The 12,854-nt window shown below is 62.9% G+C and carries 13 protein-coding genes; 3 read left to right on the top strand and 10 right to left on the bottom strand.

Annotation, left to right across the window (positions count from 1 at the left end):
• The first annotated feature begins 190 nt into the window (after window positions 1-190).
• From R1T44_RS05960 to R1T44_RS05950, 3 genes are all read left to right on the top strand, one after another.
• On the top strand, window positions 191-1,252 hold the full coding sequence (locus R1T44_RS05960; protein WP_153635249.1) for an agmatine deiminase family protein: 1,062 nt from the start codon (window positions 191-193) through the stop codon (window positions 1,250-1,252).
• Window positions 1,252-2,172 (top strand): carbon-nitrogen hydrolase, encoded by a 921-nt coding sequence (locus R1T44_RS05955; protein WP_054555016.1) that lies wholly within the window; start codon window positions 1,252-1,254, stop codon window positions 2,170-2,172. Before R1T44_RS05960 ends, R1T44_RS05955 begins: the two co-directional genes overlap by 1 nt.
• 291 nt (window positions 2,173-2,463) lie before the next feature.
• Window positions 2,464-3,333: a DNA replication terminus site-binding protein gene (locus tag R1T44_RS05950; protein ID WP_043331911.1), complete on the top strand. Its 870-nt coding sequence runs from the start codon at window positions 2,464-2,466 to the stop codon at window positions 3,331-3,333.
• A gap of 57 nt (window positions 3,334-3,390) precedes the next feature.
• Here R1T44_RS05950 and R1T44_RS05945 read toward each other — a convergent pair whose 3' ends face one another.
• The 10 genes from R1T44_RS05945 to R1T44_RS05900 form a co-directional block, all read right to left on the bottom strand.
• Complete coding sequence (locus R1T44_RS05945; RefSeq protein WP_153635248.1) at window positions 3,391-3,723, bottom strand: YrhK family protein; 333 nt, start codon at window positions 3,721-3,723, stop codon at window positions 3,391-3,393.
• Between the two features lie 138 nt (window positions 3,724-3,861).
• The gene (sthA, locus tag R1T44_RS05940; protein ID WP_043331912.1) at window positions 3,862-5,253 is read right to left on the bottom strand and encodes a Si-specific NAD(P)(+) transhydrogenase; all 1,392 of its coding nucleotides are present in this window, start codon (window positions 5,251-5,253) and stop codon (window positions 3,862-3,864) included.
• 132 nt (window positions 5,254-5,385) lie between these two features.
• On the bottom strand, window positions 5,386-5,637 hold the full coding sequence (gene nqrM / locus R1T44_RS05935) for a (Na+)-NQR maturation NqrM (protein ID WP_043331913.1): 252 nt from the start codon (window positions 5,635-5,637) through the stop codon (window positions 5,386-5,388).
• Window positions 5,638-5,855: 218 nt separating this feature from the next.
• Window positions 5,856-6,929: an FAD:protein FMN transferase gene (locus R1T44_RS05930; RefSeq protein ID WP_242007744.1), complete on the bottom strand. Its 1,074-nt coding sequence runs from the start codon at window positions 6,927-6,929 to the stop codon at window positions 5,856-5,858.
• Window positions 6,930-6,932: 3 nt separating this feature from the next.
• Window positions 6,933-8,165 (bottom strand): NADH:ubiquinone reductase (Na(+)-transporting) subunit F, encoded by a 1,233-nt coding sequence (gene nqrF, locus R1T44_RS05925; protein ID WP_043331915.1) that lies wholly within the window; start codon window positions 8,163-8,165, stop codon window positions 6,933-6,935.
• 25 nt (window positions 8,166-8,190) lie between these two features.
• The gene (gene nqrE, locus R1T44_RS05920; protein ID WP_043331916.1) at window positions 8,191-8,811 is read right to left on the bottom strand and encodes an NADH:ubiquinone reductase (Na(+)-transporting) subunit E; all 621 of its coding nucleotides are present in this window, start codon (window positions 8,809-8,811) and stop codon (window positions 8,191-8,193) included.
• A 1-nt stretch (window position 8,812) separates the two neighbouring features.
• The gene (locus R1T44_RS05915; protein ID WP_043331917.1) at window positions 8,813-9,481 is read right to left on the bottom strand and encodes an NADH:ubiquinone reductase (Na(+)-transporting) subunit D; all 669 of its coding nucleotides are present in this window, start codon (window positions 9,479-9,481) and stop codon (window positions 8,813-8,815) included.
• Window positions 9,482-9,483: 2 nt separating this feature from the next.
• Window positions 9,484-10,266: a Na(+)-translocating NADH-quinone reductase subunit C gene (locus tag R1T44_RS05910; RefSeq protein ID WP_153635247.1), complete on the bottom strand. Its 783-nt coding sequence runs from the start codon at window positions 10,264-10,266 to the stop codon at window positions 9,484-9,486.
• A gap of 1 nt (window position 10,267) precedes the next feature.
• Window positions 10,268-11,500: an NADH:ubiquinone reductase (Na(+)-transporting) subunit B gene (locus R1T44_RS05905; protein WP_043331920.1), complete on the bottom strand. Its 1,233-nt coding sequence runs from the start codon at window positions 11,498-11,500 to the stop codon at window positions 10,268-10,270.
• Window positions 11,500-12,849 (bottom strand): Na(+)-translocating NADH-quinone reductase subunit A, encoded by a 1,350-nt coding sequence (locus R1T44_RS05900; RefSeq protein ID WP_054555019.1) that lies wholly within the window; start codon window positions 12,847-12,849, stop codon window positions 11,500-11,502. Before R1T44_RS05900 ends, R1T44_RS05905 begins: the two co-directional genes overlap by 1 nt.
• Between the last annotated feature and the right edge of the window lie 5 nt (window positions 12,850-12,854).

The raw sequence follows: 12,854 nt of genomic DNA, 5'->3' as shown, positions 1-12,854 counted from the left end.
ATGGAGCCATATTCGAACGCAGTTTGCCAGCCTTCGTCTGTGGCCAACATGAACCGCCAGCATGGCGAGACATGTGCACGTCAGGCACCACAGGGCTAGCGTCGGCGCATGGCTCTGCTATCATCGCGCGCCGAGTCCGCGGCATTGCGGCTTGCGCCTTTATCGTTACCTCTTCATCAGGGAGATGCCCATGGCCACCCGTCTGCTCGCCGAATGGCACCCGCAGGACGCCATCCAGCTCAGCTGGCCCAGCCCGCACAGTGACTGGAGCGAGATGCTCGAGAGCATCGAAGCCACCTGCGAGGCCATGGTGATCGCCATCAGCCGCTATCAGCACGTGCTGATCAGCGTCAGCGATGACGCCACCCGCGAGCGCCTTGCCGCACGCTTCGCCGGTTTCGGCTTGCCCGCCGAGCGTCTGCATCTTTTCGTGGCGCCGCTGGATGACACCTGGACGCGCGACCATGGCCCCATCACCATCGAACGTGATGGCCAGCCGGTACTGCTCGACTACACCTTCACCGGCTGGGGCGGCAAGTTCGAGGCCGCCCGCGACAACGCCCTGACCCGCGCCCTCGCCGCGCAGGGGGCTTACGCAAGCCCGGTGGAAAGCCGCGACTTCATTCTGGAAGGCGGCGGCATCGAGAGCGACGGCCAGGGCACCCTGCTGACCACCGAGGCCTGCCTGCTCAACGACAACCGCAATGCCGGCCTGAGCCGCGCCCAGGTCGAGGCGCAACTCAAGGCCGATTTCGGAGTCAAACGCGTGCTGTGGCTCGCCAATGGTCATCTGGAAGGCGATGACACTGACAGCCATGTCGACACCCTGGCGCGCTTCTGCGACCCGCGCACCATCGCCTATGTCCGCTGCGATGATCGCGACGACCCGCATTACCCGGCGCTCAAGGCGATGGAAGCCGAGCTTGAAGCCCTGCGCGACGCCAACGGCGACCCGTACTTCCTGGTGCCGCTGCCGTGGCCGGATGCCTGCTTCGATCCGGACGACAGCCATCGCCTGCCGGCGACCTACGCCAACTTCCTGATCATCAACGGGGCCGTGCTGGTGCCGACCTACGCCGATCGTCACGACATGATCGCCCTCAAGGCCCTCGCCAGCGCCTTCCCCAAGCGTGACATCCTTCCGGTCGATTGCCGCGCCGTGATTCGCCAGCATGGCAGCCTGCACTGCATGACCATGCAACTGCCCAAGGGCACGCTGGCCACCTCGAACACCTCTCAAGGAGCACTGTGATGACTGCTTCCCGCCGTACACTCAAGGTCGGTGTCGTCCAGCAACAGGGCTGGCCCGACAAGGACACAAGCCTGGCGGCCAGCGAAGCCGCCATTCGTCGCCTTGCCGCCGATGGCGCTGAGCTGGTGATGCTGCAGGAGCTGCATGCCAGCCACTACTTCTGCCAGACCGAAGACACCGAGATCTTCGATCTCGCCGAGCCCCTCGAAGGTCCGACCACCCAGCGTCTGGCCGGTCTGGCCGCCGAACTCGGCCTGGTGATCGTCGGCTCCATCTTCGAGCGTCGCGCCGCTGGGGTGTATCACAATACCGCCGTGGTGCTCGACAAGGCCGCTGGCCTGGTCGGCACCTTCCGCAAGATGCACATTCCGGATGATCCCGGCTTCTACGAGAAGTTCTACTTCACGCCAGGCGATGCACCCAGCGCACAGTCCCCACGCCGCGGCTTCGAGCCCATCGACACCTCGGTCGGCCGTCTGGGCGTGCAGGTCTGCTGGGACCAATGGTATCCCGAAGGCGCACGCCTGATGGCGCTGGCCGGTGCCGAGATGCTGCTCTACCCCACCGCCATCGGCTGGGACCCGCGTGACGATGAAGCCGAGCAGACGCGCCAGAAGGATGCCTGGACCCTGATCCAGCGCAGCCACGGCGTCGCCAATGGCGTGCCGGTGATCGTCGCCAACCGGGTCGGTCATGAAGCGGACCCGACGCCTGCCAGCGAAGGCATCCAGTTCTGGGGCGGCAGCTTCATCTGCGGCCCTCAGGGCGAGCTGCTGGCGCATGGCGGTACCGAGCCCGAGGAGCTGCTGGTCGAGGTGGACCTGGCGCGCGGCGAAGACGTGCGCCGCATCTGGCCTTACCTGCGCGATCGTCGCATCGATGCCTATGGTGATCTCACCGAGCGCTATCGCGACCGCTGAGCCCAGCGGGCTTTTGCAGGTGCCGGCCTGACAACAGCACCCTATCGAGATCACACAGACCCCCGCAGAGACAGGAGGGCGCCCAGCGTGGCGCCCTCTTCTGTTTCGGTCTGTCGGCGCCGGCGCAGCCGGCCTCTCCCGTCACTCCATCCCGGGTGATTCAGTCTCTCGGAGCCCTTCTTCTGCCCGCGCATGCCGCCATGGTCTGACTTGCCATCCCGGTCACGCTAGGCTAAACAAGATAACGCGATAAAAAATCACGCCTCCCTTGCTGCAATCAGGACGCAGAGCATGCCCGAATACCAGTTGATGGCCAGAATAGAAGCGGCCTTCGATACGCAGATCAGTGCCGCCGATCAGGTCATCACCGCGGTCAGAGAAGAGAATTCGCCACTCTGGCGACTGGATGGCGTCAGTGCCGATAGCGAATGGCTCAGCCAGGCGTTGCAGGACGTGTGGTATCAGGATGGCCAGGACGGCCGAGTCACCCGCCCCTATCTGGGCGTTGTCGCCGCAGGCCCGACGGTGATCGAGCGCGTCGCGGCGCTCAACGCCGCCAAGGAGCAGCTGGCGGAGCTCTTCGCCGAGCTGCGCGAGAAGTATCCCGACCAACTGGCCGAGCTGAAGGCGATTCTGCCCTTCCGCCATCCGGGGCTGAATCAGCACCTGAGGGGCGATGGCCTTGCCCGTTTGCACCTGAAACAATGCTGGCGCCGGGTACCGGTGGCAGAGGCACCGGTGGCGCGAGTGCGCTTCGCCTGGTACAGCTCCGGGCGCTCGATCCAGCGCGTCAGCGTGGCGGAGTGTGAAGCCTTGCTGATGAAGCTGGATACCGAGGCCGAGCACGTACGCCTGCAGCTCAAGCTGCTCGCTGGCTTGCCATCGGATGAGATTCTGGCCCGCATCCAGCCCCAGGCACCGCTGATGCGCGCCAACCTGTTCTACCGTGAGCCGGTGATGCGCGAAGACGGTGAGCTACGCACGCGCCGCGCGCTGAACGTCTCTCTGCCGCTGTTCCTGCCGCATGATGACCTGCGCCTGCCCGCTCTCAACCAGCCAAGCCCGACGCCGCCCACCGAACGCACCCGCGCCCGCCGCGGCGACGTGCGCATCGAGGACACGCCCTTCCTCAAGAGTCTGCGCGTGCATCGCTATCGCTGATCCCTAGAGCCAGAGAGCCAGAGAGCCGGTGAGCCAGTCAGGCCGTGAAGACGCCCGCTAGAGGTCCAGCGCCGATTCGGGCATCCGCTTGAGGTGCATGCGGCGCGCCAGGCGAATCACCGGCTTGAGCGTCAGCTGCAGCGAGCCGATCACGAACAGCCAGATTCCCAGTGTCATCCACTCTTCCCAGAAGAAGCACACGCTGCCGATCGTGAACAGCAGCCCCAGCACCAGCTCATTGATGATGCTGGCCAGCTCATAACGGCGATGGATGATCAGTTCCTCATGGCCGAGGCGTAGCGTGAGGTCCGAGGTCGGATCATCCTGCAGTGGCTCGCGTGACTGCGTGCCCGACTGGCGAGTGTCGTGTTGCTGCAAATCATCCTGCATGCGTGATTTCCTCAAGGCTCATCAACAAGGTTTCCCAGTTGGGAGCCACACCACAAGGCCCCGACATCAATGATGTCGGGGCCTTGTGGTGTGGCTCCAAGTCAGCGGGCAAGTCAGTGGGCGCGAGACCCACGCCGCTCAGAACAGACGGTTGAGTCCATTCATGGCCGCGACCCGGTAGGCTTCCGCCATGGTCGGGTAGTTGAAGGTGGTGTTGACGAAGTACTTGAGCGTATTCGCCTCACCCTTCTGCTGCATGATGGCCTGACCGATGTGTACGATCTCGGACGCCTGGTCACCGAAGCAGTGGATGCCGAGAATTTCCAGCGTATCGCGATGGAACAGGATCTTGAGCATGCCGACGGTATCGCCGGTGATCTGGGCGCGGGCGGTGTCCTTGAAGAACGCTTGCCCCACTTCGTAGGGGATGCGCGCCTCGGTCAGTTCGGACTCGCCACGCCCCACCGAGCTGATCTCGGGGATGGTGTAGATACCGGTCGGCACCTCATTGACGAACTTGAACTCTTCCCCCAGCAGGTTGGCCGAGGCGAAGCGGCCCTGATCGTAAGCCGCGGATGCCAGGCTCGGCCAGCCGATCACATCGCCCACCGCATACACGTGGTCCAGCTCGGTGCGGTACTGATCATCGACGGTCAGCTGACCGCGGCCGTTGGCCTGCAGGCCGACATTCTCGAGACCAAGGCTGTCGGTGTTGCCGGTACGACCGTTGGCCCACAGGAAGGCGTCAGCACGCAGCTTCTTGCCGGACTTGAGGTGCACGACCACGCCGGACTCGTCGCCCTCGATGCGATCGTATTCCTCGTTGTGACGCACCAGCACGCCGTTGTTGCGCAGGTGGTAGGACAGCGCGTCGGAAATCTCGTTATCCAGGAAGGACAGCAGACGATCACGCGTATCGATCAGGTCGACCTTGACGCCAAGGCCGGAGAAGATCGAGGCGTACTCGGAGCCGATGACACCGGCGCCGTAGATGATCAGCGTGCGCGGCGTGTGTGACAGCCCCAGGATGGTATCGGAGCAGTAGATGCGCGGGTGGCGGAAGTTGACGTCCGCCGGGCGGTAGGGACGCGAGCCGGTGGCGATCACGACCTTCTCCGCGTGCAGCTCCTCGACCCCTTCATGGGCATCGCGCACCACGACGGTGTGCTCGTCCTTGAAGCGCGCGGTACCGAAGAACACATCGATGCGATTGCGGGCGTAGAAGCGCGTACGCATCTCGACCTGCTGCTCGATGGTGCGGCGTGAACGCTCCAGCACCTTGGGGAAGGAGAACCAGCGCGGCTCGCCGATATCGCGGAACATGCGATTGGTGTTGAACTCGATGATCTGCTTGACCGCGTGGCGCAGCGCCTTGGAAGGGATGGTGCCCTTGTGGGTGCAGTTGCCGCCCACGGAAGACTGAGCCTCGATCACGGCGACACGCTTGCCATGCTTGGCCGCGTTGACTGCCGCGCTTTCCCCTGCCGGACCGGTACCGATCACGACGACATCGTAGTTATAGACTGCCATGAGACTCGCTTTGCTCCTTGATTGTTCGTAGACCGGCCCTGACACGTACGGTCTCACCTCGCGGTGACACTGCCATGTCAGGGCCGGTAGCAGGCCTTGCGGCCGGCGGGCTCTGAGCCATCAGAGCAGAAATCAGCGACGTGCGGCGTCGTAGGCCAGATCGCTGGCCGGCTTGCCGCCACTCTCTGCCATCAGACGCTGGCGATCCTGCTCCTTCTCGCACTCCTCGTCCTTGCCGCCACAGATGTCACAGCCATCCTTGAGCCCAAGGTTGTTGAGACCACCGCAGGAGCCGGCGATCGGCTTGCGGCCCATCAGGACGCCGACGGCCATCACGCCAATCAGCAGCAACATCGCGGCGAACACCAGTAACCAGATCGTCATGTCATTCCTCCCGGGGCATGGCCCCATTGTGAACCTCTCGCGCGGGTCGGCTCCAGCGCAGCTTGCCCCCTGTCGATCCTGTGGATCCTTCAGGACAGCATCCAGAAGATGCCATGCAATCTGAGCACCCGACCCTGTCGGAGGTGTGTCTCGACAGATGGCAGATGAGAGAGCCCGGCCGGCTGCCTCTCGGCAGACCGGCTCTCGATAGACCGAGCTCAGGCGCCGGCTTCATCTGCGGGCTTCGTATCGCCTGTCGCCGGCGCGTCCTTCAGGTAGGGCGCAAATGCCGGACTCCAGGACTGCTTGAAGCCATCATCCGTTTTGACAATGAAATAGGCGGCAATGTTCTCGCGAATTGCGATCGTCATTGCCTTCTCGGCGCCCAGCACGTTGAGTGCCGTGGCCCAGGCGTCCGCACTCGCGCAATCCGGCGTGATCACGGTGACCGAGGCCAGACTGTGCTGGATCGGTCGACCGGTACGTGGATCGATCGTGTGCGAGTAACGTACGCCGTCCTGCTCGAAATAGTTGCGGTAATCACCGGAGGTGGCAACCGCGGCATTGCCGGGATCGATGATCCGCTGCACCGAGCGCTCGAAGGACTTCGGCGCTTCGATGGCGATCCGCCACGGCTTGTGGCCGGGCTTCTCACCCTTGACGCGGATCTCGCCACCGACTTCGACCAGATAGTTCTCGATGCCATTGGCCTCGAGCACATCGGCGACTCTGTCCACCCCATAGCCCTTGGCGATCCCCGACAGGTCGGCATACACCGGCTTGCGCTTGATCACCGTATTGCCATCGAGCTCCAGCGCCAGATGATCGACCTTCTCGAGCGCCTGCGCGATCTGTTCATCGCTCGGCGCCTTGTCGAGACGCTCATCCGGGCCGAAGCCCCACAGATTGACGGCCGGACCGACGGTGATATCGAAGGCCCCGTCGGAGCGCTTGCCGATATCCTGCGACTCGGCCAGCACCTGCGCCAGGCCATCCGACAGCGTGATCGGCGTATCCAGCGGCGCCTGATTCAGCTTCGAGAGCTCCGAGGCGTCCTTGTAGGTCGACATCTGCCAGTCGACCTTGTCGAGCGCCTCGAGACTCGCCTGCTTGAGCGACGTCACCTCATCGGCGTCCAGGTCCGCAGCCACCGTGACATGGAACCCGGTGCCGAAGATGGGGCCGGCGAAGCGATGCAACTCAGGGTTGCTGGAATTTTCACAGCCTGCAACCAGCAGGGCCAGCCCCATGAGGGCCGGCCCTGCCAGTCGTCTTGCGACGCGTGACATCATCGATCAACCACCGAAGTCATCGAGCAGGATGTTCTCCGGCTCTACACCCATGTCGGTGAGCATCTTGACGACGGCGGCGTTCATCATGGGCGGCCCGCACATGTAGTACTCGCAATCCTCAGGTGCCGGGTGGTCCTTGAGGTAGTTTTCGTACAGGACGTTGTGGATGAAGCCCGTCGGGCCTTCCCAGTTGTCCTCAGGCTGCGGATCGGACAGCGCCAGGTGCCATTCGAAGTTCTCGTTCTCTTCGGCCAGCTTGTCGTATTCCTCGTTGTAGAACGACTCGCGCATGGAGCGCGCACCGTACCAGAACGACATCTTGCGCTTGGAATTCAGACGCTTGAGCTGATCGAAGATATGGCTGCGCATCGGCGCCATGCCGGCACCACCACCGATGAAGACCATCTCGGCGTCGGTGTCCTTGGCGAAGAACTCACCGAACGGCCCCATCACGGTCACCTTGTCACCCGGCTTCAGCGAGAAGACGTAGGTGGACATCAGACCCGGCGGATGCTGGGAATTCGGCGGCGGAGTGGCGATACGGATGTTGAACTTCAGGATGCCGTACTCTTCTGGATAGTTCGCCATGGAGTAAGCACGGATGACCGGCTCTTCGTTCTTGTGCTGAACGTTGAACAGACCGAACTTCTCCCAGTCACCACGATACTCTTCTTCGATGTCGAAATCGGAGAACTTGATGTCGTAGGCCGGCGCTTCCAGCTGCACGTAACCACCGGCGCGGAAGTTGACTTCCTCGCCTTCCGGCAGCTGCAGGTTCAGCTCCTTGATGAAGGTCGCGACGTTCGGGTTGGCGGTGACGGTGGTTTCCCACTTCTTCACGCCGAAGATCTCTTCCGGCACTTCGATCTTCATGTCCTGCTTGACCGGGACCTGGCACGACAGGCGCCAGCCTTCTTTCTTCTCACCCATGGTGAAGTGGGATTCTTCGGTCGGCAGGATGGAACCGCCGCCTTCCGAGATCCGGCACTTGCACTGGGCACAGGAGCCACCGCCACCACAGGCGGAGGACAGGAAGATGCCGTTGGCGGCCAGGGTCTGCAGCAGCTTGCCGCCGGCCTGGGTCGTCAGGGTGTTGGCGGGGTCGTTGTTGATCTCGATCTGGACGTCACCACTCGAGACCAGCTTGCTGCGTGCCGCGAGAATCACGAGCACCAGGCCGATAACGACCACGGTGAACATGACGACGCCGAGCACGATGATGGAGGTATCTACCATTTCGATTTCCTTATGCTCGGTTGCGTTACAGCTGGACGCCGGAGAAGGACATGAAGCCCAGCGACATCAGGCCAACGGTGATGAAGGTGATGCCCAGACCCTGCAGGCCAGCCGGCACGTCAGAGTACTTGAGCTTCTCGCGGATACCGGCCAGTGCAGCGATGGCCAGTGCCCAACCGAAACCGGCACCCACGCCATAGATGACGGACTCACCGAAGGTGTAGTCACGCTGCACCATGAACAGGGCCGCACCGAGGATGGCGCAGTTGACCGTGATCAGCGGCAGGAACACGCCCAGCGCGTTGTAGAGCGCCGGCACGAACTTGTCGAGGAACATCTCGAGGATCTGGACGATCGCCGCGATGACGCCGATGTAGGACAGGTAGCCCAGGAAGGACAGGTCGATGCTCTCCGCCCCTTCCAGACCCGTCCAGGTCAGCGCGCCTTCACGCAGCAGGTAGTTCAGGATCAGGTTGTTGACCGGGACGGTCACCGCCAGCACGACGATGACGGCCACGCCCAGACCGATCGCGGACTGGATCTTCTTGGACACCGCCAGGAAGGTACACATGCCCAGGAAGAAGGCCAGTGCCATGTTCTCGACGAACACGGCCTTGATGAACAGGCTCAGATAGTGTTCGAACATGTTACACAGCCTCCTTGATCTTGGTGTTGGCGGTAATCTTGTACTCCGCCTTCTCGACCTGCTCCGGGTAGATGCTGCGCAGCACCCAGATGAACAGACCGATGACGAAGAACGCGGACGGCGGCAGCAGCATCAGGCCGTTCGGGATGTACCAGCCACCGTCGTTGACGGTCTGCAGGATGGTCACGCCGAACAGGGAGCCGGAACCGAACAGCTCACGCACGAAGCCGACCACCAGCAGGATCACGGTGTAGCCGAGACCGTTGCCGATACCGTCGATGAAGCTCATCGTCGGGCCATTCTGCATGGCGTAGGCTTCAGCGCGACCCATCACGATGCAGTTGGTGATGATCAGACCGACGAAGACCGACAGCTGCTTGGACGTCTCGAAGGCGAAGGCCTTCAGCGACTGGTCGACCACGATGACCAGCGAGGCAATGATCGTCATCTGCACGATGATGCGGATGGACGACGGGATGTGATTGCGGATCAACGAGATGAACATGCTGGAGAACGCTGTCACCAGGCACACCGCGATACCCATGATCAGGGCGGTGTTCATCGAGTTGGTCACCGCCAGCGCGGAGCAGATACCGAGGATCTGCAGCGCGATGGGGTTGTTCTTGAAGATCGGCGTCGTCAGGACACCTTTAGGAGTTTCGGCTGCCATCATTACGCTCCTTTGACGTCACGGAACTGGGTCAGGTACTTGGCGAAGCCATTCTCACCCATCCAGAACTGCAACAGGTTGGTCACGCCGTTGCTGGTCAGGGTAGCCCCTGACAGCGCATCGACCTGGTACTTGGCATCCGGAGAAGACGGATTCACGCCGCCCTTCTTCAGGTGCACTTCCGGGTCCATGCTGCCTTCGGGATAGATCTTCTTGCCATCCCACTGGGCCTTCCACTTCGGGTTGTCGACTTCGCCGCCAAGCCCCGGAGTTTCGCCCTGCTGGTAGAAGGAGAGACCGACCACGGTGTTGCCGTCACCCTTCAGTGCCAGATAGCCGTACATCATTGACCACAGGCCGTTGCCGCGCACCGGGACGATGATCTCGTCCGGCTGCTCGACATCGCCGACCAGGTAGACCACGGAGTACTGCTCACGACGCTTGATGCCCGGCAGGTCTTCGTCGCCAGACAGGGTGCGTGAGGTGGCCGGGTCCTTGGACATCTTGGCCTGGTCGTACTTCTCCGGGTCGATGTCATCGACGTATTCACCGGAATCCAGGTCCACCACCTTGGCGGTGACCTTGTCACGGAACTGCTGACCGATGTCCTCACCCGGTTGCAGCAGCTCGGCGACCGCGAGGATGTTGCTCTTGCGGTCCAGCTCGGCATTGGTCAGCTGCATCGGACGCAGCACGACCGCCGCGGTGGAAACGACCACCGAGCAGACGATGCACAGCCCGAGCGCGACGCCGAGGGTTTTCTTGATGGAGTTGTTGCTGGCCATGTCAGACGGTCTCCTCGTTCGCGATGCCGGCAGTCTCGCGCTTGACGCGGCGCTTGATGTTGGCCTGCACGACGAAGTGGTCGATCAGCGGAGCGAACAGGTTGGCGAACAGGATCGCCAGCATGATGCCCTCCGGGAAGGCCGGGTTGGCGACACGGATCAGCACGGTCATCACGCCGATCAGTGCACCGAATACCAGCTTGCCCTTGTTGGTCATGGACGCGGAGACCGGATCGGTGGCCATGAAGACCATGCCGAAGGCGAAGCCGCCGATGACCATGTGCCAGTACCACGGCATCTCGAACATGGCATTGGTGTCGCTGCCGATGGCATTGAACAGCGCCGAGGTCGCGATCATGCCCAGCAGGACGCCCAGCATGATTCGCCACGAGGCGATACGCGTCCACAGCAGCACTGCGGCACCGAGGAAGATCGCCAGTGTGGAGACCTCACCCACCGAGCCCGGAATGAAGCCGAGGAAGGCATCGGTCCAGCTCATCTGCTGCATCAGGGCACCCATGCCATCCTGCGCGGCAGTGGAGAGCGCGGTCGCACCGGTGAAGCCGTCTGCCGGTACCCATACCGCGTCGCCGGAAATGCTGGCCGGGTAGGCGAAGTACAGGAAGGCACGGCCGGACAGTGCCGGGTTGAGGAAGTTCTTGCCGGTACCGCCGAAGACTTCCTTGCCGATCACCACACCGAAGGTGATACCGAGCGCGACCTGCCACAGCGGAATGGTCGCCGGCAGTGTCAGGGCGAACAGCACCGAGGTGACGAAGAAGCCTTCGTTGACCTCGTGGCCGCGACGCATCGCGAACAGCACTTCCCAGAACCCGCCGACCGCGAAGGTCACCAGATAGATGGGCAGGAAGTAGGTGGCCCCCAGGATGAAGTTGGCCCACACGCTGCCGGCATCGTGGCTACCCGCCAGCAGCATGACGATGGCTTCACGCCAGCCGCCCAGTGCGCTGTAACCGCCAGCGATGGCCTCGTTGGCCTGCAGACCGGCGTTGTACATGCCGAAGAACATGGCCGGGAAGGTACACATCCAGACCGTGATCATGATGCGCTTCAGGTCGATGCCATCACGCACGTGAGTGGTGCTGCGCGTGACGCTCGCCGGCGCATAGAAAATGGTGTCCACGGCTTCGTAGAGCGCGTAGAACTTCTCGTACTTGCCACCTTTGTGGAAGTGCGGCTCCAGGTTATCCAGAGTCTGTCGAATGCCCATCATCAGACCTCTTTCTCGATCGTGGTGAGGTTGTCACGCAGGATGGGACCGTACTCGTACTTGCCCGGGCACACGTAGGTGCACAGCGCGAGGTCCTCTTCATCAAGCTCCAGGCAGCCAAGCTGCATGCCGGTCTCGATATCACCCACGATCAGCGAACGCAGCAGCTGCGTCGGCAGAATGTCCAGCGGCATGACCGCCTCGTACGCGCCCACCGGCACCATGGCACGCTCGGAGCCGTTGGTGGAGGTGTTCGGGCGGTAGTCGGTCAGACCGGTCAGCTTCGACAGGTAGATACCCAGCACCGAGTGACGCTTGGCGCCCATCGACAGCCAGCCCATGAAGGCACGCTTGTTGCCTTCCTCGAGCAGGCTCACCTGATTGTGGTAGCGGCTGACGAAACGCAGCGCCCCTTCACAGGTCAGGCCGGAGAACACCGAACCGGAGATGACACGCGTGTCTTCCGGCTGCTCGACTTCGCCCTTGAGCAGCTCTTCGGTGCTGGCGCCCAGACGGGTGCGCAGCAGACGCGGCTTGGTGGCACGCGGGCCACCGACGGCGATGACGCGCGTGGTATCCAGGCGACCTTCCGCCAGCAGCGTACCGATGGCGACCACATCCTGATAACCGACATGCCAGACCTGACGCTGCAGGCTGACCGGTGCGAGGTGATGGATGTGCGTGCCCGGCAGACCCGCCGGGTGCGGGCCCTTGAAGGACTCGCTGACCACACCGGAGACGTCGCCACCCGGGATATCAGCACCCGGTGCCTGGCACAGGAACACCTTGCCTTCGGTCAGACGCGTCAGTGCGACGAGACCCTGACGGAAAGCGGCTTCCTGACCCTTGAGCACCACGGCCGGATCCGCGGACAGTGGGTGGGTATCGATGGCGGTGACGAAGATGGCTGCCGGCTTGGCATCCAGCGCCGGCACGCGCGAGAACGGGCGGGTACGCAGCGCCGTCCACAGGCCGGACTCGACCAGCTGGTCGACCACGACCTGACGTTCGAGACCTGCAATGGCGGCATCGCCATGTGCAGTAAATTCCACAGCTTCGCCCTGCGCGTCGATCTCGATGACCACGGACAGAAGCTTGCGCTTCTCGCCACGATTGATCTCGACCACAGTACCGGCAGCAGGCGCGGTGTAACGGACGCCCGGGGTCTTCTTGTCGGTGAACAGGAGTTGCCCCTGCTTCACCTTGTCCCCTTCGCGGACTTCCATCGTCGGCTTCATGCCGACGTAGTCAACACCCAGGATCGCTACGCGACGAACGGGCTGCGCATCCTCGATACGCTGCTCCGGCGCCCCGGCGATGGGGAGATCCAGGCCACGTTTGACTTCGATCATAGACT

The organism is Cobetia amphilecti (assembly GCF_032923285.1).
Lineage (GTDB): Bacteria > Pseudomonadota > Gammaproteobacteria > Pseudomonadales > Halomonadaceae > Cobetia > Cobetia amphilecti.
The sequence above is the reverse complement of the archived record's forward strand: the minus strand, read 5'-3'. Positions and strand labels throughout refer to the sequence as shown.